Consider the following 21,997-nt stretch of genomic DNA (forward strand, 5'->3'; position numbering starts at 1 on the left):
CGGCGCTGCCGGATTCCGCGGTCAGTGCCGCTCAATCGGCGCGCAGCACGATCGTCGCCAGCGGCGGCAAGGTCAGTGAAGCCGAATGCGGCCAGCCGTGGCTCGAGATCGCCTCGGTGTGAATCACGCCGCCGTTGCCCATGTTCGAGCCGCCGTACACGCCCGCATCCGTGTTCAACACTTCCGACCAGCGCCCTTCGCGCGGCAGGCCGATGCGATAGCCGACGCGCGGCACCGGCGTCATGTTGCAGGCCACGACGAGCTCGCGGCCCGCGCCGTCGGTGCGTCGATACGCGAACACGCTGTTGGCGCTGTCGTCGCCGATCAGCCACCCAAAGCCGCCTGGCTCGCTGTCGAGCAGATGCAGCGCCGGCTCGTCGTGATACAGGCGATTCAGGTCGCGCACCAGCAATTGCACGCCGTGATGATGCGCGTCGTCGAGCAGATGCCAGTGCGGCGACGCGTCGTGATTGAACTCGGCGATCTGACCGAATTCGCCGCCCATGAACAGCAGCTTCTTGCCCGGATGCGTCCACATGAAGCCGAAATACGCGCGCAGATTGGCGAACTTCTGCCATGTATCGCCTGGCATCTTGCCGAGCAGCGAGCCTTTGCCGTGCACTACTTCGTCGTGAGAAAGCGGCAGCACGAAGCGCTCCGAATACGCGTACACCATGCCGAACGTCATGTTGTGGTGATGGTATTGGCGATACACCGGATCTTCGTGCATGTAGTGCAGCGTGTCGTGCATCCAGCCCATGTTCCACTTGAAATGGAAGCCGAGGCCGCCGTCTTCGACGCGCGCCGTCACGCCCGGCCATGCCGTCGATTCCTCGGCGATGGTGATCGCGCCAGGCACGCCCGGCACATAACCGACTTCATGATTCAAACGCTTGAGGAACGCGATCGACTCGAGATTCTCGCGTCCGCCATAGATGTTCGGCACCCACTCGCCGGCGGCGCGCGAGTAATCGCGGTACAGCATCGACGCGACCGCATCCACGCGCAGGCCGTCGACGTGATAGCGCTTCAGCCACGCGAGACCGGAGGCGACGAGGAACGCGCTCACCTCGTTGCGGCCGAGGTTGTAGATCATCGTGTTCCAGTCCTGGTGGTAGCCTTCGCGCGGATCGGCATGCTCGTAAAGCGGCGTGCCGTCGAACTCGATCAGACCGTGCGCGTCGTTTGGAAAGTGCGCGGGCACCCAGTCGAGAATCACGCCGAGCCCGGCTTCGTGTGCCTTGTTGACGAACGCGGCGAACTGCTCCGGCTTGCCGAAGCGCGCGGACGGCGCGAACTGCCCGAGCGGCTGATAGCCCCACGATCCGCCGAACGGATGCTCCGCGACCGGCAGAAATTCGACGTGCGTGAAGCCCATCGTCTTCACATACGGAATCAGGCGCTCGGCGAGCTCTTCCCAATTGAGACCGCGCTGACCTTCTTCGGCGACGCGCAGCCACGACTCCGCATGCACCTCGTAGATCGAGATCGGCGAACGCGGCGTCTGCTTCGCGCCGCGCGACTGAATCCACTCGTGATCGGTCCACGGAAACTGCTCGATCTCGTCGACATGCGCGACCACCGACGCCGTGCCTGGCGGCTTCTCGCTTTGCATCGCGCAAGGGTCGGCCTTCAACGGCAGCGGATGACCATCGCGCGAGAGCAACTCGTATTTGTAGCGCGTGCCCGGCCCGACGCGCGGCACGAACAGTTCCCACACGCCGGCCTGATGACGCAGACGCATCGGATGACGACGGCCGTCCCACGCATTGAAGTCGCCGACCACGGAGACGCGCCGCGCATTCGGCGCCCACACGGCGAAGCGCACGCCGGGCACGCCGTCGATTTCCATCGGACGCGAGCCGAGGCATTCGAGCACCGCATACGGATCGCCGCCCGCGAGACGGCCGAGCGGTTCATCGCCGAGAACTGGGCCGTACGAGTAGGTATCCTCGATTTCCTGCACGACGCCATGCCAGTCGATGCGCAAGCGATACGGCGCCGCCGAACTCACGCGGCCCGCGAATAAGCCCGGACGCAACTGCTGAAGCTCGCCGAGCAGCGCGCCGTCGGCGCGCGAAATCACGCTGACGTGCGAGGCATTCGGCAACAGCGCGCGCACCACGGGACCGCTGTCGGTGTGATGCGGCCCGAGCTGCGAGAAAGGATCGGGATGGCGCGCCTCGACGAGCGCGTCGATGTCGAGCGGCTGGAGGCCTGCGGCCGGATCGTGTTCACTCATGATCGCCCTCGGCCGGATGAGGCGGTGTGGCGGCGTCTGGCGCCTGGGTTGAGGAATCGTGCGGCGCGCCGGTGTCGCCGAGCAGCCGGCTGGCGAGCGCCGCAAGGCCTCGCACCGGCAAGCTGAGCCACGTCGGACGGTTGGCCGCTTCGTAGCGGATTTCATACGCGGCCTTCTCGATCAGGAACAGATCGAGGAGCGCCTGCTCCGCCTCGGGCGCGACGAGCGGCGTCGGCGCTTCGGCGGTGGCCGCGCGGTATTCCTTCAGGAAGACGTTGGTGGCTTCCGCGCGGAAACGGTCGAACAGCGCGCGCTTGCGGTCCGCGGTCTGTTGCGGCGCGGCTTCCGTCGTGGACTGCGCCGCGGCGCTCGCATACGACAGCGAACGCATCAGGCCGGCCACATCGCGCAGCGGGCTCGACTTCTGCCGACGCTCTTCGAGCGAACGCGCGGGCTCGCCTTCGAAGTCGATCAGATACGCGTCGCCCTGCGCGACCAGCACCTGGCCCAGATGGAAGTCGCCGTGAATGCGAATGCGCAGCGCCTGCGTGTCCGGCGCGATGAGCTTGTCGACAGCTTCGACGAGCGCCGCGCGCCGGTCGATCAGACTTTGCGCGAGCGCCTTCGTGTCCGCATCGAGCAACTGGTCGATGCGCGGCGCGAGCAGATCGAGCGCGCTCGCGAGCATCGACTGCGTGCCGTCGACCCACGCCTTGACCTGCTCGGCGCTCGTCGGTTCGGGGGCGAACGCGGGGTCGTCGGTCGGCGAAGCGAGCGCGACGTGCAACTCGCCAAGCCGTCTGCCGATGATGCCGGCCAACGCCGCGTAGCCTTCGAGCAGAATCGCCTCGTTGCCGCGATCGGGCGCAGACGACGCTTCCGTATCGATCGTGATCGCGAGTTCGTCGACGGAGCGGCGCAGATAATCGAGCGACCAGTTCCACGCATCGCCCTGGTTGTCGACGAAGCCTTGCACGATCGCGAGCGTATGCGGCACGCCCTCGGGGTCGACGCGCACCACTTCGCCAAAGAGCGGCGCCGTGTTCGCATAGCCGAGTTGCGTCAGATAGCGGCTGATTTCCGCTTCCGGATGAATGCCGCTCACGAGACGCCGCACGAGCTTGAGCACCGCGGCATCGGCAATGATCAGCGAGCTGTTGCTTTGCTCGGCAGCCAGCCAGCGGATTTCGGGGCGTTCGCCGAGATTGTCGAGTTCCGCGAAACGGTCGGTTGGAATGAACCTGATTTCGCTCTTTTGCACGGTCGGCACGACCGCGCGTTCGCGCAATTTGCGCAGCACGCCGTGCGCGAAGATCGGCAGCGCGAACGCGTCGGTGAGATGCCCGACGTTGCGGCCGCGCCGTACGCGCGCCAACGCAAGCTGGAGAAAGAGCGGTGTCGTCGTCTCGCCGCCCCACGTGATCGCGATCGGCACCACGTAGCGTTCCGTGTGCTTGCCGACGTCCGCTTCGATTTCGGTGAACGCGAAGCCGCCGTTCGGGATCGTGGTCAACGCGGCGAGCCGCACCGCATGCATCTTTTGATCCTTCGATGCAAACCAGCGGCGCCGGCTCAACCACGAAGGCAGCACTTCCGATTCGAGCAGCCGCACGTTTTCAGGCGTCGGGCCGGCCTGGCCTTCGCGGATCACGATGGTCACGAATTCCGGCAATGGCTCGGGATGCGCCTGCGCCCACGTCGGACGCTGACCGCCTTCACACAGCAGGAACCACAGGAAGCCATACGGCGGGAAGGTCAGCAGATAAGTCAATTGACCGATCGCGGGGAACACGGAATCGGCGGTCATTTCAATCGGCACCGCGCCGTTGAATTCCGACAGATCGAGTTCCACCGCTTGCGGCGCACGCGACAAATTCGCGACGCAAAGAATCGGCGGCTCGCCGGGCAATTCGCGCAGATACGCGAGAATCTTGCGGTTCTCCGGCTTCAGGAAACGGATCGTGCCGCGCCCGAACGTTTGTTTCGCGCGACGCGTGGCGAGCATGCGCCGCGTCCAGTTGAGCAGCGAATGCGGATCGCGGCTTTGCGCTTCGACGTTCACCGCGTCAAAGCCGTAGAGCGAGCCCATCACCGGCGGCAGCACGAGTTGCTCGGGATCGGCGCGCGAGAAACCGCCGTTGCGATCCGACGACCATTGCATCGGCGTGCGCACGCCGTCGCGATCGCCGAGGTGAATGTTGTCGCCCATGCCGAGCTCGTCGCCGTAATAGATCACGGGCGTGCCGGGCATCGACAGCAGCAGCGAATTGATCAGCTCGATGCGGCGGCGGTCGCGCTCCATCAGCGGCGCGAGACGGCGGCGAATGCCGAGATTCAGGCGCGCGCGGCGATCGCTTGCGTAGGTGTTCCACAAGTAGTCGCGCTCGGAATCCGTGACCATTTCGAGCGTGAGCTCGTCGTGATTGCGCAGGAAAATCGCCCATTGATTCGACGGCGCGAGGTCCGGCGTTTGCCGCATGATGTCGGTGATCGGAAAGCGGTCCTCGCTCGCAATCGACATGTAGATGCGCGGCATCAGCGGGAAGTGGAAGGCCATGTGGCATTCGTCTTCGTCGCCGAAATATTCCTTCACGTCTTCCGGCCACTGGTTGGCTTCGGCAAGCAGCATGCGGTTCGGATACTCGGCGTCGATGGTCGCGCGAATCTTCTTCAGCACTTCGTGCGTTTCGGGCAGGTTCTCGTTGTTCGTGCCTTCGCGTTCGACGAGATACGGCACCGCGTCCAGACGCAGCCCGTCGATGCCCATATCGAGCCAGAAGCGCATGATCTGCAACACCTCGCGCAGCACCGCGGGATTGTCGAAGTTCAGATCGGGCTGATGCGAGTAAAAGCGATGCCAGTAGTACGCGCCCGCGACCGGATCGTGTGTCCAGTTCGAAGGCTCGGAGTCGATAAAGATAATGCGCGTTTCCTGATACTTCTGATCGGTATCGGACCACACATAGAAGTTGCGATGATTCGAGCCTGGCTTCGCGCGGCGCGCGCGCTGAAACCACGGGTGCTGGTCCGACGTGTGGTTAATTACCAGTTCGGTAATCACGCGGATGCCGCGCGCGTGCGCTTCCTGAATGAAGCGCTTGACGTCGGAGAGCTGGCCGTAGTCCGGATGCACGTTGCGGTAATCGGCGATGTCGTAGCCGTCGTCGCGGCGCGGCGACGGATAGAACGGCAGCAGCCAGATCGCATTCACACCGAGTTCGGCGATGTAGTCGAGCTTCGCGATCAGGCCGGGAAAATCGCCGACGCCGTCGTTATTCGCATCGAAGAACGACTTGATGTGCACCTGATAAATGATCGCGTCCTTGTACCAGAGCGGATCGTCGCTGAGCGCTGCCGGCTTGCCGCGGCGACGCGTGCGCGCGTTGGTTGCGCTGGCGGTCGCCGTGCTCGCATGGGCTTGCGACGCGGCCTGAGAGGGATCGTCACGCTTCATATCGCACCTTCCGTCGGGGTAGGGTTGCCGGCGTCTGCGTGAAAGGCGCCAGGCGGGGCACTGCTCGAATCGCTGTCGGCTTCATCGGGACGTTCGGCGGGCAGGCCGCCGAGCGGCGCGATGCGCCAGATCGAAAAAGGCTGACCCGTGCCGAGCCGCACATGCTGCCAGCGGCCATGCCATTCGAAACGGGCACCCGTCATCTGGTCGGTCACTTCAAGCGGGCCGTGGTCATGCAGATTCCATTTCTGGAAGGTCTCCCACGACAGCTCGATGTCCGCGCCCTGTTCGTTGAACGGATCGAGATTGATCGCGACCAGGATCACGTTATCGCGCGCTTCGGTCGCCTTTTCGAAGAACAGAATGTTGTCGTTGTGCGCGGGCAGGAACGTGAGACCGAGATGCGTTTGCAGCGCGGGATTGGCGCGGCGAATGCGGTTCAGTGTAGTGATCTCGGCCATGATGTTGCCGGGCCGGTTCCAGTCCCACGCGCGCAACTGGTACTTCTCGGAGTCGAGGTATTCCTCGCTGTTCGGCAACGCCGCGGCCTCGCATAGTTCGAAGCCGCTATACACGCCCCACAATCCGGCGAGCGTCGACGCGAGCGCCGCGCGAATCAGAAAGCCGGTGCGTCCCTGCGATTGCAGATGACGCGGGTTGATGTCCGGCGTATTCACAAAGAAGTTCGGCCGATAGAAATCGCGCGCGCCGGTTTGCGTGAGCTCCGTCAGATACTCGATGAAATCGCGCTTCGACTCGCGCCACGTGAAGTACGTGTACGACTGCGAGAAGCCGATCTTGCCGAGCCGGTTCATCATGCGCGGCCGTGTGAATGCTTCGGCGAGGAAGATCGTGTCGGGATAGCGCGAACGCACGTCGTTGATCATCCACTCCCAGAACGGCAACGGCTTCGTGTGCGGATTGTCCACGCGGAAAATATGCACGCCCGCTTCGATCCAGAACAGGATCACGTCGCGCAATGCGAGCCACAAGTCGGGCTTAGCGTCGTGTGCATAGAAGTCGGGATTGACGATGTCCTGATACTTCTTCGGCGGATTTTCCGCGTAACGCAGCGTGCCGTCGGGACGCCACGCGAACCATGTCGGATGCTCCTTCAGCCACGGATGATCCGGCGAGCACTGAATCGCGAAATCCAGCGCGATTTCGAGTCCGTGCGCGTGCGCGGCCGCGAGCATCGCCTTGAAGTCGTCGAGCGTGCCGAGCTGCGGATGCACGGCGGTATGGCCGCCTTCCGCGGCGCCGATTGCATACGGACTGCCCACGTCGCCCGGCTGCGCGTTCAGCGTGTTGTTGCGGCCCTTGCGATTGGTCACGCCGATTGGATGAATCGGCGGAAAGTACAAAACGTCAAAGCCCATGTCGCGAATGCGCGGCAGCTTCTTGGTGACATCGGAGAAGGTGCCGTGGCGCGCTTCGTCGTCGCTCATCGAACGAGGGAAGATCTCGTACCAGCTTGCAAAGCGCGCGGCCGTGCGTTCGGCGTCGATCTTGTAGGTCACCGGATCGCGGCTCAGGAACGGGCGATGCCGCGCGGCGGTCATCGCCTTCGCGGTGGCCGGATCGAGCAGCAGCTTGAGCTTCGTCTCGTCGTCGGCCTTCGTGAAGTCCTTGACGATGTGTTCGAGCGGTTGCCTGTCCGCGCCTTCGGCCGTTTCCACTTCGGCGAGCACGAGCGCGAACAGATGCGCGGCTTCGTCGAGTTCGGTTTCGACCGTTTGCCCCGCCTTCAATTTCTTCTCGACATGTTCGACGAGCGAAGCGAAGTCGTCGCGCCACGCAATCACCGTGAATTCATGACGGCCCATGCGTTCGAGTGGAATGCGCGCCTTCCAGATGTCGAGGCCCGCGGGTTGCGCGGGAGTCATCAGCACTTCGTGCCATGTGTTTTCGTCGGCGGCGCGCCACAGCACCGCGGCGGCAATCTTGTCGTGGCCTTCGGCGAAAATCGCGGCGCTGATCTCGGCACGCTCGCCGACGCTGCGCTTCGCGGGAAAGCGGCCGTTGTCGACGGAAGGCATCACGCTTTCGATCGCCACGCGCGGCGCGTTGAGTGCTTCGAGCACGGTCTTGCGGCCGCTGCGCTTGCTGTTCGCCTTGTCGATGGGCGGCGCGAGACAGATCGGTTTTTCCGTCACGGCCTGAAAGAGCCGCACCGCGCCGGGCGCCAGCGTGAACGGCGTCAATGTCGTGGGCGACGCGTGGCCCGGCGCATCGAGCGGAATGAAGCGCGTGAAATTGCCGGGCACGCCGGCGAGAAAGCGCGCCGGGTCGACACGAACCGGCGCGCCGAGTTCGGGATTGATCGCGATCAGGACCGCTTCCCCGGCATCGCGCACGTCGGGTCGATCCGCGCGCAGCAGCACGGCGGCGGGCGCGCCCGGTCCGCTCAACGGACGCAACTCGCCGTTCGCGTGCAGCGCGCCGGCCGTGCGTGCGAGTTCGTTCGCGCGCGAGATCTGTTGCGAGAGGTCGAATCGTTTCGACTGGCAAGCGAGCGCGAATTGCGACGCGTCGCCGCGCGTTTGCGACATCGGTTCGCTTACGCCGTATTCGAAACCCATCGGCATCATCCAGCCAGCGCCGATTGACGCGGACGTGAAAAGCGCGCGCCGATAAGCCCGTTCGACGATGCCCGAATCGTGCGGATCGCTCAGCTCGGCGGCGAGCCTCGTACCGTAAGGCGCTTCCGGAAAAGCAATGGGTCCGCCGATGCGCGCGAGCGCCGCGTATTCGTCGGCCATCCAGCTCTCGCGATAGTCCCACCAGCGCAGCGACGAGAACACACTGTCGAAGCCGGCGCCTTCGAGCGCGGGAAGGTCGCTGCGGGAGAGGCCGGGCGTCGCGGCGAGAAAGCGCACGTCGGGATGCGCGGCGCGCACGGCATCGCGCAACTGCCGCCACACGTCGGCGGGAACGCGATGCGGCGAGTCGAAGCGAAAGCCGCCGATACCCGCATCGGCGAGCGCGAGCAACTGCTGCGTCCACCATGAGACGAGCGCGGCGCGCGTGCCGGCATCGCCGAAGTTGGCGTACGCGACGTTGTCCTCGCGATGCACGTGGCGCGGATCGAGGCGCGCCTCTTCGGTCTCGAGTGGATGGAACCAGTCGTGATGCTCGGCGTAAAGCGCGCCATCAGCGGCCACGCGATCGATCACGAGATCCACCAGCAATGTCAGGCCATGCTGGTGCGCGGCGTCCGCGAGCGTGCGGATAGCGTCCGTGGCGGACTGCCCGGCTTCGAACACCGGATGCAGGCGCGCATGATTGCCGACCACCTGGCCATGACTCGCCCGGCCCGGCTCGAACAGACTGCCGACCAGCGCATGATCGAAGCCGAGCGCGGCCGCGTGGGCGAACTGCGCCGGCCACGCGTCAAGCGGCCCAACAAGAAGTGAATGAAAAAAATAGATCCGCGGCGCGTACCCTTTTGGAGGTTCCATCGGTCGTTTCCAGATTTGTCCTGCTGCGGTGTGGATGCAGTTGGCATGCGATCACAGCGCTCATTGGGCTTCCAGAGCCGGCGGCCGCGCGATTCGTGAACTGTCGGCGCGTACTTGGTCAATGTAGTGCAAAGATCGTCACGCCGCTGGCCAGTTACGGGTGCCTCGCCGCCAGGCGTCGCGACGCGAGCCGGCCAGAACGTCTGCGGAAGTCAGCAAGGCCTGTGCCAGTGAACTCGGCCGGCGCGCGATGAAGGGGTGCGGGTGCCCTTATGGGGACGCTTGCTCCGGGGCTTGCGGCCCGACGCTGCCGCAGAGGGCGGGCGCGTGTAAAAGGCGCTGCAATCGTCCGCGTTTTACACGGGACTCGTCTGCGCGGAATTCAGCGGAGCGGAAAAGGAGAGGTTGCCGGGCGGCGATGCGCGCGCCCAGCGGAGCAGGTCACGAGCCGAGCAAGCCCGCTGCGATGTTCACGCACAAGCCGAGCACGGCAACGTTGAAATAGAACGACAGGATGGATTGCGCGAGCGCCGCGCGGCGAATGGTGCGTGAGCGCAGCACCACGTCCGACGTCTGCGAAGCGACCGCGATCGTGAACGAGAAGTACAGGAAGTCCCAATAGTCGGGCGTGAGCGAGCGGTCGGGAAACAGGAGCGGCGTCTCGGGCACGTCGGTGTCGTAATAGAGCCGCGCATAGTGCAGCGTGAAGATGGTGGGAATCATGAACCACGCGCCGATCATCGTGAGTCCGGTCAGCGTGTAGTGCCATACCGTCGACGCGCCCGCCGTGCCTTTCGCCGACGCAAGCTCGAGCACGATCGCGGCAATGCTGGCGACGGTGGCGGCGCAGATCACGAACAGCACGACGCCTGCGTTCTCATCGTCGCGGCGCGCGGAATCGCGCACGTTGCCTTCGTCGGCGCGGACCATGTGCGCCCAGATCAGCACGAGGTAACTCCACACGGTAATGTCCCAGCCGACGAGGACGCGCGCCATCGGGCGTATGTGCGCGGGGATCAGCACGGCAGCCGCGACGCCGAACGCGAGGGCGATCAGCATGCGTGGGCGGTTGCGAAGTGTTTGCGGATAATATTTTGTGAACATGGAATGGCGAGCGAGGCGCTGAAGTGGCGCTGAAGTGGCGCGGGGTCTGTTGATGCGCCCGTAGTGTTCCGTAACGGCCTTGCGGGCCGCTTTCAATCGAAAGCGCATTGCAGGCCGAGCCTACGCGTGGCGCTTCCCGCAACTTTAGCCGCGCATGGGCGTCGAATCGGCGTTTATCGGCCAATGCGCATAGCCAGTTGGCAGTTTGCGAAGCCAGCAAGGACGCGCCTTCAAGTCGGCCATTTTCCGGCAAAATCTGCCCGGAACCTGTCGTTTTCGCGTGATTTTGTGTCAACTTTGCGCTTTCGATTGCCGCGCTACGAGAGGCAGCGCGCATACGCGTCGGACATTGCGCATTATCATGGGCTTATGGCTTCCGTACTCGACATCTCTGTTCAGCACCACCCGGCCAACCGGAGCGGCCGCGACTTCGTCGTCGGCGACTTGCACGGTTGTGTCGATGCATTGCGCTATCTGCTGCGCCTGGTTTCGTTCGACCCGGCGTGCGACCGGCTCTTTTCAGTCGGCGATCTCGTGGATCGCGGCGAGCATTCGGAGCAGGCGCTCGCGCTGCTCGACAAGCCGTGGTTCTTCGCCGTGCTCGGCAATCACGAAGACGCGCTGTGCGCCGTCGCCGATGGCCGCTTGCGGCGTCAGTGGTGGTACGGCATAGGCGGCGCATGGGCCGCCAACCTGCCCGACGAAAGTTTGCGCCGCTACGCGGAGCGGCTGCGCACGCTGCCGCTCGCGCGCGTGGTGGGCAGCGGGCCGGAGCGCTTCAATGTTCTGCACGCCGAATTTTTCGGCACCGACGCCGAACTCGACGCCGGCAATTTCTCTTCCGACACGCGCCAGCAAATGCTGTGGGGACGCGAACTCGCGATGGGCAACGGCGATCCGCAACGGCAACGCGGTTTGTCGCTCACTTACTGCGGCCATACGCCGATGCGCGACATCAAGCAGATCGGCTCGCAGGTGTTCGTCGATACCGGCGCGTTTGGGCCTGGCGGCAGGCTGACTTTGGTCGAGCCGAGGGCGCTGCGGCGCTGGTCCATTTCCGTCGAAGAAGCGCGCGCGGAAGGCGCGGCGGCGTTGGCGCTGCCCTGATCGCGCGTTGCTCGACGCGTGTCAGCCGACCTGGCTGAGTTCGAACACCATATCCACGCTGCTGCCGTTCCAGTTGTATTCCAGGTACGCCGCGTGATGGCAATCGCGCAGCAGCGTCGTTCTGAACGCGGCGAGGCATTCGCCTTCGGGGTCGCGCACCGACGGATACGCGATGCCCGGCGCTCCCGCTTCGCGCACCGCACGTCCGAGCGACTGGCCGGCGAGATAGTCGTCCGGCGACAGCACCGCGAGGTCCAGCTTCGGATCGCCGCGCAGATCGACCACTTCGCCTTGCGCCGCCACGGTATAGAGACGCATCTGCTGGCGCATGGGCGGCTCGGCGGTGGCTTCCAGGAATTTTCCCGTGTGATAACGCGTTTCGGCGATGGCGGTCGCGCGCGAGCGGGCGCAATAGAACACGCCGTACGTGCCGTCGGAAAAACGGCTGCCGAGCGGATTGAGATGCGTGAGCGCGGCCATGATCGGTCCATAACCCGGCCCGAAGCGGCGTTCTTCGTGCGGCACGAGATCGAGTTCGCCGATTTCGGTGCGCAGGCGGTCGTTGGTCATGGCTTCGAGCGCGTAGAGCGCGTCGAAATCTTCCGCCGATGCAACCCGGTCGAACAGATTGACGGCCGGAAAGCGCGTGGGAATCACGCGATACGCGGGCGACCAATCCAGTGGCGCGCTGCGCCAGCGGTCCTGCCAATGCGGTTGTGTCACGCCCAGCCGCCTCGCATTGCGTCGAGATACTGGCGCACGGCGACGAGGTCGCTAATGTTGCCGGCCAGCATGCGATCCAGCGCGCGGCGGCCGCCGAACGGCGGCGCGCTGTTGGGACGCTTGACCCAGTTGTCCGCGGCGCTGGGTTGCGGCAAGAGAATTTGCAGCGCCTTGTAGATGCCTAGCAGCAGCGACAGACGTTCCAGCGTGTCGCGGCCTAGCCGCGCCGTTTCGGGCGCCTGCTTCCATTTGAAGAAAGTCGAGCGGCCCGGCGAGCCGAGCAGCACGATCTGCTCGTCCGCGCTCAGATCCCAGTCTCGTGCGATGTTGAAGAACGCGCGCAATCCCGCTGCGGACATTTCTGCAAACGAGGGTTCCGAAAGCGGCCGACGAATCGGCGCTTCAGCTTGGGCGGCGCGGGCGGCATGTGCCATGAGCGGGTAAGTCCTTATATGTACTTATTTCCTATGCTAGTCCATTTCGGGATTTTTGCAAGGGAATATAATCCCGGCTCGTCGTAAAGCAAAGAATTCAGGAGTTCAGGAGATGAGGTTTCGTGCAGTAGCAACGGCGGTTGCGGTGTGGTGCGCGTCCGGCGCGGCAATGGCGAGCGGTTATACCGAAGTGTGGAATCCGCCTGAGGCCGCGGCGCACGGGAAGCATGGGGCGGCGAAGGGGCGGGCGAAGAGTGCTGCGAAGCATGTGGCGTCTGCGGGGGCCGCTAAGTCGAAGACAGACGTAAAGCATGTGGCAAGCGCGGGCGCTAATAAAGCTTCCGGCCTCGCGAGCGGCAGGGCAAAGCCGAAGAGCGCGGGCGTCGCGGATGCCGCCAAACGCCCGGCCCAAGTCGTTCAGACGAAGTCCGTTCACGCGAAGGCCATTCACGCAAACATCGCGCAAGGTCAGAGCGCGCATGGCGGTGTAGTGAAGGTTGCCGGCACAGCGAAAGGCGCGGCTGCCCGCCCGGCGCCAGCGGACCACAAGACGCCGGCGCTCGCCGCTAACACTTCCGCCGATCAGTTAGACGCAGTCGCCAATCCTGCGACAGCCCGCAGCGGCTCCCTTCCGCCGATCTTGCACTGAACGGCCGAGCCGGCGCGCGCTCAACCGCCCGCCAGCCCGCTCGTCACCAGCCGCAGCGTTTCCCTCAAACGCGCGTCCTTCACGCGCGAGTGCAGCGTCACGCGCGATTCCGGCAACGACGGCAAGCCGAGCCGCGTACCGACATCGACTAAACCGCGCGGCGCAACTCTTCTCGCCAGCGGCGACACCGCGAGCCCGGCTGCAACGGCCGCGCCGACAGCCGCGACGCCACCGCCGACAAACACCTCCTGCCATGCCACCGACGCCTCCGTCAGCGTCCGCAGCGCCACGTCGCGCACATTGCACGGCGCGCTCAACAGCGCCAGCGGCAACGGCTCGCCGACGCGCGGCAGCCATGCCGGCGTCGCGAGCCAGCAGACCGGTTCGCTGAACAGCACCTGTGCGTCGTCGCGCGGCGGCTCGTCGGCGCCATAACGGACGATGACCGCGTCCAGCCGGCGCTCGTCGAACTGGGCCAGCAGCGCGGCGGACGTGCCGAGGTGCAGTTCCACCACCAGCGCCGGATCGTGTGCGTTCAGCCGCGCGAGCAATTGCGGCAGATCGGGCCCCGCGACGTGTTCGCTCAACCCGAGCGCCAGCCGCCGACGCTCCACCGACAGCGACCCCAGCGCCCGCTCATGCGCGCCCAGCAGTTCGCGCGCGGCGCCGAGAAACGCCTTGCCGTCGACGGAAAGCCGTACGACGCGCGGCGTGCGCTCCAGCAACTGCTTGCCCAGATGCGCTTCCAGCCGCTTCAGCTTGAGGCTGACGGCGGATTGCGTGGTGCCGAGCGCGTCGGCGGCGCGCGTGAAACTGCACAGGTCGGCGACGAGCACGAACGCGCGAACGGCGTCCAGATCGAGGACCTTCATTTCAATCCAACATAGATGAAATAGCGAAAGATGTCTGTTTATTATGGCTGAGCGCGCCTACGCTGTGTGCATGTATTCACCACCTCGAAGGAGAACGTCATGCCTTTCACCCGCATCGCTTTGCGCGCCGGCAAACCCGTCGAATACCGGAAGGCGCTCACGGACAGCATCCAGCGCGCGCTCGTCGCCACGTTCAACGTGCCGAAAGACGACATCTTCATGCTCATTAGCGAGCACGACGCCGCGAACTTTGTCTATGACAATCAGTATCTGAACGTCCAGCGAACGGACGATCTCGTGATGATTCAGCTCACCGTGAGCAACACCCGCACGCTCGAGCAGAAGAAGGCGCTCTATCAGCGCCTGGTCGACGAACTGCACGAGTCGCCGGGACTGCGGCGCGAAGACGTGCTGATCAGTCTCGTGGAAGTGCTCAAGGAGAACTGGTCGTTCGGCAACGGGATTGCGCACTACGCGCTGTGAGCGGTGGCCGGAAGGCCGGTCGCTATAATGATCCGCTGCCTTTCCTCATTCCCGACCGCTCATTCCCGACCGCCCGCGCTATGGCATCCGACCGCAACGATTCGTCCCACGAGCCGCTGGAACTCGGCGGCTCCGTCTGGTTCCAGGCGGGCGCGAACACGCTCGGCGGCGCGTCGCGAATCGCGCTGCTCGCGGCGATCGGCGAAACGGGCTCCATCACCAGCGCCGCGAAAGCCGTTGGCATGAGCTACAAGGGCGCGTGGGATGCCGTCGACGCCATGAACAATCTCGCTGGCGAGCCGCTCGTCATGCGGCTCACCGGCGGCAAGGGCGGCGGCGGCACGACGCTGACGCCGCGCGCGGTCAAGCTCATCGAGACGTTTCGCGCAGTGGAGCGCGAGCATCGGCGCTTTCTGGAGCGCGCGGGCGCGGCCATCGAAGGCTTTGCGACGGACTGGGATCTGATCGGCCGCATCGGCGTCAAGACGAGCGCGCGCAATCAGCTCTATGGCACGGTGTCGCAGATCACGCGCGGCTCCATCAACGACGAAATCTCGCTGACGCTGCCCGGCGGCCACACGATCGTCGCGGTTCTCACGCACGAAAGCACCGAGGCGCTTGGCCTCACGGTCGGCGCGGCGGCGTTCGCGCTGATCAAGGCGTCGTGGGTCGTGCTGCTCGTCGACGATGAAAGCGGCGCGCCGCTGAAACTGTCGGCGCGCAATCAGTTGCGCGGCAGCGTGCAAAGCGTGAAGCGCGGCGCGGTCAATGCGGAAGTGTCGCTAGTGCTCGAAGGCGGCGCGGTCATTACCGCCGTCGTCACGAACCAGAGTGCCGAGGCGCTCGGTCTCGTGGAGGGCGCGAGCGCGGTCGCGGCCTTCAAGGCATCGAGCGTGATACTCGGCGTAAAGGAATGAAGCGGACTGAAGCGGTGAAACGCGCGACGAAAGTGCGCGCTCAGGTCATGCTCACGTCTCGCTGCGCACGTAGCCGCTGAATGCCTGGTGTTCGCGGACGCGGCCGTCGCTGATCTGCACGACCTGATCGCCGAACGCGGCGACGTCGTCGGGATCGTGCGTGATCAACACCATCGGAATGTCGAGCCGCGTTTGCAACTCCGATAATTCCTGGCGCATGCGCTGGCGCAAATGGCTGTCCAGCGCGGAAAACGGCTCGTCCAGCAATAGCAGTTGCGGGTTTGCCACCAGCGCCCGCGCCAGTGCGACACGCTGCTTTTGTCCGCCGGAAAGCTGCGCCGGATAGTGGCCGCCGACGCTGCGCAACTCCAATGCATCGAGCCAGTAATCGACTTGCGCGGAGCTGTTGCGCGCGCGCGGATTGAACCAGCCGCGCTGCAAGCCGAAGCCGATGTTCTGACGCACGTTCAGATGCGGAAACAGCGCGTAGTCCTGAAAGAGATACGCGACCTGGCGCGCTTGCGGCTTCAGATCGATTTCGCGCGCGCTGTCGAACAGCGCTTTGCCATGCAGCGTGATCGTGCCTTCGTCGGGACGCAGCAGGCCGGCGATCGCCTGCAGCGTCAGGCTCTTGCCCGCGCCCGACGGGCCGAACAGCACCACCCGCTGCGTGGTCGCGGTAAAGGCGACGTCGAGCGTGAAGCGGCGCTCGGCGCTCTCGAAAGTCTTGCGGATGTCGACCGTTAGCGGCATATCAGCGGGAAACCAGAAGCGTGCGTTGCGGCACGAGGCGGCCGGCGAGCAGCAAAATGACGACGCACGTCACCGAAGTCACGACCACGAGGAAATTCGCGGTGCTGTCGTCGCCGGCTTGCACGGCTGAGTAGACCGCGACCGAAAGCGTCTGCGTGCGCCCCGGCAAATTGCCCGCGATCATCAGCGTGGCGCCGAATTCGCCGAGCGCCCGCGCGAACGCCAGCAAGCCGCCCGCGAGAATGCCGCGCGCGGCAAGCGGCAGGCTCACGCGAAAGAACACCGCCGTTTCGCTGACGCCGAGCGTGCGCGCGGCGCGCTCGAGTTGCGGATCGACGGCTTCGAATGCGGCGCGCGCGGACTTGAGCACGAGCGGGAAGGCGACCACCGTCGACGCGATCACCGCGCCTTGCCAGGTGAAGACCAGTTGAATGTCGAAGCGGTCGAGCCACGCGCCGAACACGCCGCGCCGCCCGAGCAGAACCAGCAGGTAGTAGCCGAGCACGGTCGGCGGCATCACGAGCGGCAGTGTCAGCAACGAATCCACGATGTCGCGCGCGCCCGAGCGCCAGCGCGACAAGCCGAAACCCGCCGCGACGCCGAACACGAGATTCAGCGCGGTCGCCCAGCCCGCCACTTTGAGTGACAGCATCAGCGGAATCCAGGCTTGTTGCATGACTTGCGGTTCCTGTGGGCGTAAGTGGATGGGCGGTGATGGCCGGTCAGTGAGCGGGCTTGAAGCCGTACTTCGCCAGCACCGCCTGGCCCGCCGGCGACAACACGAAGTCGACGAAAGCCTGCGCATCCGCGGCGTGACGGCTGCCTTCCACTTGCGCGATCGGATAGGTAATCGGCGTTTGCGTCGGCACGCTCAGCGCGACTTTTACCTTGCCCGGCACGATCGCGGCGTCGGTGCCGAACACGAAACCGGCGTCCACTTCGCCGCGCGACACGTAGTCGAGACTTTGACGCACGTTCGCCGCCAGCACGGCTTTGGCGCTGACCGCGTCCCACACGCCCGCAGCTTGCAGCGCGCCTTGCGTGTAGCGGCCCACCGGCACGGACGCCGGATCGCCATACGCGATCCGTTTCACGTTCGACGATGCCAGTTCGTTCAGGCTCGACGGCGCAAAACGGCTGTCCGCCGGCACGATCAGCACCAGCGAGTTGGCCGCGAAATCCTTGCGCGTGGCCGGCACGATGACTTTTGCGGCGGCGGCCTTGTCCATCGCCTTCTGATCGGCCGAGGCGAACACGTCGGCGGGCGCGCCTTTGGCGATTTGCTGCATCAACACGTCGGACGCGCCGAAGTTGAGCAGCACTTTGGTGCCGGCGTGCTGCTTTTCGAAGGCGTCGCTGACGGCCTTGAATGCGTTGGTCAGACTCGCGGCGGCCGAGACGATCAACTCATCGGCGCGTGCGTTGGCGCTCAAGGCAACGGAAAACGCGCTGGCGACAAACAGCGCTTGTTTCAGCAGGCGGCGGGAAGGCGTCATGAACGTGTGAGGCTCGGGCGTGTGCCGGAGCGGTGGTTAAAACGCTTATCGTAATATAGACGAGGTTATAGCGCTGGCATGACCGACATTCGGCCGGTCAAATACAGCAGCGAGCCGGACCGGAAACGCGTTTAAACGTGGGAAGAACTGATGAGCGCGAGCGTGCCGCGCGTCTGCGAGACAGGCGCGGCGCCCGGCTGGACATCGCGCACGGCCTTCCATTTTGCGCGGATGAAAGGCCGGTCATGCCCCGACACTTTCAGCGCGATGTGCGTCACCCAGCGCTGCGTCGGCACGTGCACGCCGTGCATCAGCACCGCCAGCACCATCAGGCTGACCGCGACCGGAACCGCCGAAAGGCGCTCGGGCTGGGCCTTCCATGCCATCCGCACGAAAAGCAGCGCGGCAACGGCGCCGACGAGACAGCCGGTGATCGCTTCCGAAGGCGAGTGCGCGCTCAGGACGACGCGCGACACGCCCACGGCCATGCCTGCGGCGAGTCCGAGCAGAACGCCGAGCACGCGAACCGGCGGACGCGTCCACAGCAGCATCAGGAACAGCGCGACGGGATAGACCGCCGTGGACAGCATCGCGTGGCCGCTGACGCCCGTGAAATCCAGCTCGCGCACGCCGACGCCCCAACCGAGGAACGCCAGCTTCGTGACGGTCACGACGCCGATCGCCGCGCCGAGCAGCACCAGCCAGCCCGCCGCCATGCGCCACGTATAGCCGACCGCGAGCCACAGCGCGATGGCGAACGCGAGCGGCAGCGTCATGCCGGCACCGCCCAGGCTGGTGATGGAGTACCACAGATAGTCAGGCAATTCAGGCATCGGAAAAGGCGATCAGGGCCGCATAGAATCGTTCATATCAGACTGCAACGCGCGAACCGGGCAAACCGACGACGCGCGGGACAACCGCCAGTATAGACGGCGGCCATCGACGGCTCGCGCCGTACAAAAAGCCTTTTTGTTCGGGACGTTAGGTGGCCAACAGGGGCCGGCAGCGCTGCGCGCGCGTCGTCACCGCACGGGTTCATCGCAAAAAAACGGGGCGGCGAATTCGCGTGACGCGTTCTGCATCGCTGCTCGATTGATGTTATTGTGCATTGCACAAGAAGCCGGTTTCACCCGGCAGTCCTGCCCCTTTTTGCGAGGTTTTTGCGCCGATGGCAAAAAGTCTATCGAAGATCTGGCTCGGCGGTCTTAAGCGCCTGCTGGCGATTCAGAGCGAGCACGCCCACAAGACCACCAAGCGCACCACGACGCGCCCGGCCCGGCCGGCGTCCAGCAAGCCGTCGACGAAAGTTCGTCCGCTCAAGTCCGCCGCGCTCCGTACTCCCGCCAAACGCGAGACGCCGCACGCTGCCGCGCGCGAATCGCGGGTGCGTCCGCGCGCGGCAGCGTGGGCGAGCGGTGCGTGGACGCGTTCGTTTCATTCGGCGCCCGCGGCGCCGGGACGGCTCGTCAACCATCTCCAATATGGCCTGTACGTGCCGTCGGGCCATGCGTTGGAGAGCATGCCGCTCGTCGTGATGCTGCACGGCTGCACCCAGTCCATCGACGAATTCGCGCAAGGCACACGGATGAACGTGCTGGCGGATCGCTACGGCTTTGCCGTCGTTTATCCCGAGCAATCGAAGCACGCGCACTCGCACCGTTGCTGGCACTGGTACGACGCGGGCGAGAACGCGGGCGGCGCGGAGGCGCGCGCAGTGGCGTCGCTCGTCGATTCGTTGATCGTGCAGCACGGCTTTGACAGCGAGCGCGTATATGTCGCCGGCATTTCCGCCGGCGCCGGGCTGACGGCGTTGCTCGCGCTGCGTTATCCCGAGCGCTTCGCCGCGGTCGCGCTGCATTCGGGCCCCGCTTTCGGCGAAGCCCGCTCGGGCATCACAGCGATGGACGTGATGCGGCGCGGCGCACGGCGCGATCCCGTCGAACTCGCCGACGAAGTGGCCGACGTCACCAATTATCCGGGCATGCCGGCGATCATCCTTCACGGCGACGCCGACCATGTCGTTGCGGCGGTCAACGCCGACCAGCTCGCGACGCAGTTTCTGCGGCTGAACCGGATGGTCGATCCGAAGGGCGCGCGCAAAGCCGGCGAATTGCGCGAAGAGCGCAAAGGCGGCGTGACGATTCGCGACTATTTCCGCAGCGGCCGGCGCGTGGTGCGCATGTGCCGCGTGCAGGGACTCGCGCACGCGTGGGCCGGCGGCGACGACGCCGTGCCGTTCCATTCGTCCAAGGGTCCGGACGCGAGCGCAATGGTGTGGGAGTTCTTCAAGCATCAACGGCGAGTGGGCGCGGGCGTTGTTGAAAGCACCGCCGACGAGGCCTCTGCTCAGGCCCGGTGACATCCGAGCAACACTTCGAAAATGAATGCTGGCGCGCGCCTAGGGTTTTCCCTATAATACGGGTTATCCCCTAGGCGTTAACACCAAGCGAACGCCAACACTCATTGCCGAGGTTCACCATGTACCTGCTTAGCCGCCTGTTCCTGTTTCTGACGAAGTCGCCCGAACAACTCGCCAAAGAACGCGCTGACGCGTTCCTCGCCGAAGCCACTGACCTGTACGACCTGGAATTCCGCATGCGCAAGCTGGATCGCGAAGCGAACTTCCGTCAGCCGTCGTGGATGAGCCAGCACTAAGCTGCGCGTCAGTTGAAGCATCGGCGGTAGTGAAGGACGCCGGTGCGGGGCTTGAGCGACTTTGCTTTTTGCCCCCGAGCTCTCAAGCTTTTGAGCTTTCGAACTCAATTAAGCCGAAGCGAGCCATCCTCCGGCTGCATCGTTAGTTTCACGTGAGCGTGTGCTCACTTGCCGAATCGGGCCAACGTCCGCGCCCTTGCTTGCGCGTGATCCACGATCGGCTGCGGGTAGTCTTCGCCCAGCACCACGCCGAACGCCGCCAGTTTTTGCGCGCCAGCCAACCACGGCGCATGAACCCATTTGGCCGGCAACTTCGCGAGTTGCGGCAAATAGCGCTTGATGAACCGCCCGTCGGCATCGAATTTCTCCGACTGCGTAATCGGATTGAAGATGCGGAAATAGGGCTGAGCATCGCATCCCGTCGACGCCGCCCACTGCCAGCCGCCGTTATTCGCTGCGAAGTCGTAGTCGTTCAATTGGTCGGCGAAATAGCGTTCGCCGCGCCGCCAGTCGATACCCAGATCCTTGACCAGAAAACTCGCCGTCACCATGCGCAGGCGATTGTGCATGTAGCCGGTGCGGTTCAGTTGCAGCATCGCCGCGTCGATCAGCGGGTAGCCCGTGCGGCCTTCGCACCATGCGGCGAACGCAGCATCCGCTGCCGGGCCTTGCTCCCAGCGCAGCCCGTCATATTCCTGCTTGAACGATGCGCCGCCCGCGAGCCTCGGGTGATGCGACAGGATCATGAAGTAAAAATCCCGCCAGATGAGTTCCGACAACCACGTCGCCGCTCCCAGGCCATCCGGCTGCAGCGATATCTCGTGAGCGAGTCGCGCGAGCGTGCGGATCGACACCGTGCCGAAGCGCAGATGCACCGACAAGTAGCTCGGCCCCCTGGCCGCCGGAAAATCGCGCCGCTCGGCGTAGCTGGCGATTCGCGTCACGAAGTCGTCAAGCAGACGCTGTGCGCCGCTCATGCCCGTAGGCAAGTCCAGTTCCGCGAGGTTGCCCGGCGCGAAGCCGAGTTGTTCGAGCGTCGGTAACTGTCGGTTCAGCCCCGGCGGCAGCGCGGCGAGACGATTCGCGTAAGTTTCGACCGGGTAGGGCTTCAGATAGAAGCTCGTCAACTGCTTGAGCCAGGCATTTTTGTATGGCGTGAACACCGTGAACGGCTTGTTCTGGCCGGTCAGCAATTCCGTGCGCTCGAAGATCACCTGGTCCTTGAACGTCAGGCACGCGCGGCCCGCTTCGGCGAGCCGCTCGCGCACGGTCTCGTCTCGCTCGATTGCGGCGGGTTCGTAGTCGTGGTTCGCAAACACCGCGTCGACGCGAAGCTTGTCGGCCAGTTTCGGCACGAGATCCGCCGGATCGCCGTATAACACGATGAGACCGCCGCCTTGCGCGCGCAGCGCGTCGTCCAGTTCGCGCAGCGACGCAAGAATGAACTCGACGCGCCGGTCTTGCGCCGGCGCACCCGCATGGCGGGCCTGCCATGTGTCGACGAGCGGTTGCAGGATCGTCGTATCGAACACGAACACGCACCAGACGCGCTCGCAGTGTTTGAGCGCGTGGTACAGCGCGGCGTGGTCGGTGGTGCGCAGGTCGCGGCGGAACCAGACCAGCGCGGTGTCGAAAGTGTCGTTCACG

At 64.9% G+C, this 21,997-nt stretch carries 17 protein-coding genes; 5 read left to right on the forward strand and 12 right to left on the reverse strand.

Annotation, left to right across the window (positions count from 1 at the left end; all coding sequences use genetic code 11):
- Positions 1 to 31 precede the first annotated feature (31 nt).
- The 4 genes from glgB to P0D87_RS27970 all read right to left on the reverse strand — a co-directional run bounded on the left by glgB (position 32) and on the right by P0D87_RS27970 (position 10,261).
- A complete protein-coding gene (glgB, locus tag P0D87_RS27955; protein ID WP_053859683.1) occupies positions 32 to 2,242 on the reverse strand; it encodes a 1,4-alpha-glucan branching protein GlgB in 2,211 nt (736 codons plus the stop codon).
- Entirely contained in the window at positions 2,235 to 5,696 is a 3,462-nt protein-coding gene (treS, locus tag P0D87_RS27960) for a maltose alpha-D-glucosyltransferase (protein WP_006047621.1), read from the reverse strand. The genes glgB and treS overlap by 8 nt, the downstream gene beginning before the upstream one ends.
- The gene (locus P0D87_RS27965; RefSeq protein WP_082367126.1) at positions 5,693 to 9,157 is read right to left on the reverse strand and encodes a maltotransferase domain-containing protein; all 3,465 of its coding nucleotides are present in this window, start codon (positions 9,155 to 9,157) and stop codon (positions 5,693 to 5,695) included. The genes treS and P0D87_RS27965 overlap by 4 nt, the downstream gene beginning before the upstream one ends.
- Positions 9,158 to 9,598: 441 nt before the next feature.
- Positions 9,599 to 10,261 (reverse strand): DUF1345 domain-containing protein, encoded by a 663-nt coding sequence (locus P0D87_RS27970; RefSeq protein ID WP_006047623.1) that lies wholly within the window; start codon positions 10,259 to 10,261, stop codon positions 9,599 to 9,601.
- Between the two features lie 369 nt (positions 10,262 to 10,630).
- On the opposite strand from P0D87_RS27970, the gene P0D87_RS27975 reads away from it, so the two are divergent.
- On the forward strand, positions 10,631 to 11,368 hold the full coding sequence (locus P0D87_RS27975) for a metallophosphoesterase (protein WP_006047624.1): 738 nt from the start codon (positions 10,631 to 10,633) through the stop codon (positions 11,366 to 11,368).
- A 21-nt stretch (positions 11,369 to 11,389) separates the two neighbouring features.
- Here the strand turns inward: P0D87_RS27975 and P0D87_RS27980 are convergent, their stop codons facing one another.
- From P0D87_RS27980 to P0D87_RS27990, 3 genes are all read right to left on the reverse strand, one after another.
- Entirely contained in the window at positions 11,390 to 12,091 is a 702-nt protein-coding gene (locus P0D87_RS27980) for an RES family NAD+ phosphorylase (protein ID WP_053859682.1), read from the reverse strand.
- Positions 12,088 to 12,525: an MbcA/ParS/Xre antitoxin family protein gene (locus tag P0D87_RS27985; protein WP_053859681.1), complete on the reverse strand. Its 438-nt coding sequence runs from the start codon at positions 12,523 to 12,525 to the stop codon at positions 12,088 to 12,090. Before P0D87_RS27985 ends, P0D87_RS27980 begins: the two co-directional genes overlap by 4 nt.
- 669 nt (positions 12,526 to 13,194) lie before the next feature.
- Positions 13,195 to 14,046, reverse strand: a complete 852-nt coding sequence (locus tag P0D87_RS27990; RefSeq protein ID WP_053859679.1) for a LysR family transcriptional regulator — start codon at positions 14,044 to 14,046, stop codon at positions 13,195 to 13,197.
- Between the two features lie 99 nt (positions 14,047 to 14,145).
- On the opposite strand from P0D87_RS27990, the gene P0D87_RS27995 reads away from it, so the two are divergent.
- Positions 14,146 to 14,529 (forward strand): tautomerase family protein, encoded by a 384-nt coding sequence (locus P0D87_RS27995; protein WP_029971434.1) that lies wholly within the window; start codon positions 14,146 to 14,148, stop codon positions 14,527 to 14,529.
- Between the two features lie 80 nt (positions 14,530 to 14,609).
- Positions 14,610 to 15,446: a TOBE domain-containing protein gene (locus tag P0D87_RS28000; protein WP_053859678.1), complete on the forward strand. Its 837-nt coding sequence runs from the start codon at positions 14,610 to 14,612 to the stop codon at positions 15,444 to 15,446.
- A gap of 51 nt (positions 15,447 to 15,497) precedes the next feature.
- Here P0D87_RS28000 and P0D87_RS28005 read toward each other — a convergent pair whose 3' ends face one another.
- From P0D87_RS28005 to P0D87_RS28020, 4 genes are all read right to left on the reverse strand, one after another.
- Positions 15,498 to 16,199, reverse strand: coding sequence for a sulfate/molybdate ABC transporter ATP-binding protein (locus P0D87_RS28005; protein WP_053859677.1), 702 nt, complete (start codon positions 16,197 to 16,199; stop codon positions 15,498 to 15,500).
- A 1-nt stretch (position 16,200) separates the two neighbouring features.
- Positions 16,201 to 16,875: a molybdate ABC transporter permease subunit gene (gene modB / locus P0D87_RS28010; RefSeq protein ID WP_053859676.1), complete on the reverse strand. Its 675-nt coding sequence runs from the start codon at positions 16,873 to 16,875 to the stop codon at positions 16,201 to 16,203.
- A 46-nt stretch (positions 16,876 to 16,921) separates the two neighbouring features.
- Entirely contained in the window at positions 16,922 to 17,695 is a 774-nt protein-coding gene (gene modA / locus P0D87_RS28015) for a molybdate ABC transporter substrate-binding protein (RefSeq protein WP_053859675.1), read from the reverse strand.
- Positions 17,696 to 17,826: 131 nt separating this feature from the next.
- On the reverse strand, positions 17,827 to 18,528 hold the full coding sequence (locus tag P0D87_RS28020) for a phosphatase PAP2 family protein (protein WP_029971437.1): 702 nt from the start codon (positions 18,526 to 18,528) through the stop codon (positions 17,827 to 17,829).
- 335 nt (positions 18,529 to 18,863) lie between these two features.
- Here P0D87_RS28020 and P0D87_RS28025 point away from each other — a divergent pair, with 335 nt between their 5' ends.
- Positions 18,864 to 20,054 (forward strand): extracellular catalytic domain type 1 short-chain-length polyhydroxyalkanoate depolymerase, encoded by a 1,191-nt coding sequence (locus tag P0D87_RS28025; protein ID WP_029971438.1) that lies wholly within the window; start codon positions 18,864 to 18,866, stop codon positions 20,052 to 20,054.
- Between the two features lie 119 nt (positions 20,055 to 20,173).
- Positions 20,174 to 20,350, forward strand: coding sequence for a DUF3563 family protein (locus P0D87_RS28030; RefSeq protein WP_006047636.1), 177 nt, complete (start codon positions 20,174 to 20,176; stop codon positions 20,348 to 20,350).
- Between the two features lie 164 nt (positions 20,351 to 20,514).
- Here P0D87_RS28030 and P0D87_RS28035 read toward each other — a convergent pair whose 3' ends face one another.
- Entirely contained in the window at positions 20,515 to 21,996 is a 1,482-nt protein-coding gene (locus P0D87_RS28035; RefSeq protein WP_053859674.1) for a cryptochrome/photolyase family protein, read from the reverse strand.
- Position 21,997: the final 1 nt, after the last annotated feature.

The organism is Paraburkholderia sp. RL17-368-BIF-A (assembly GCF_046054045.1).
Lineage (GTDB): Bacteria > Pseudomonadota > Gammaproteobacteria > Burkholderiales > Burkholderiaceae > Paraburkholderia > Paraburkholderia graminis.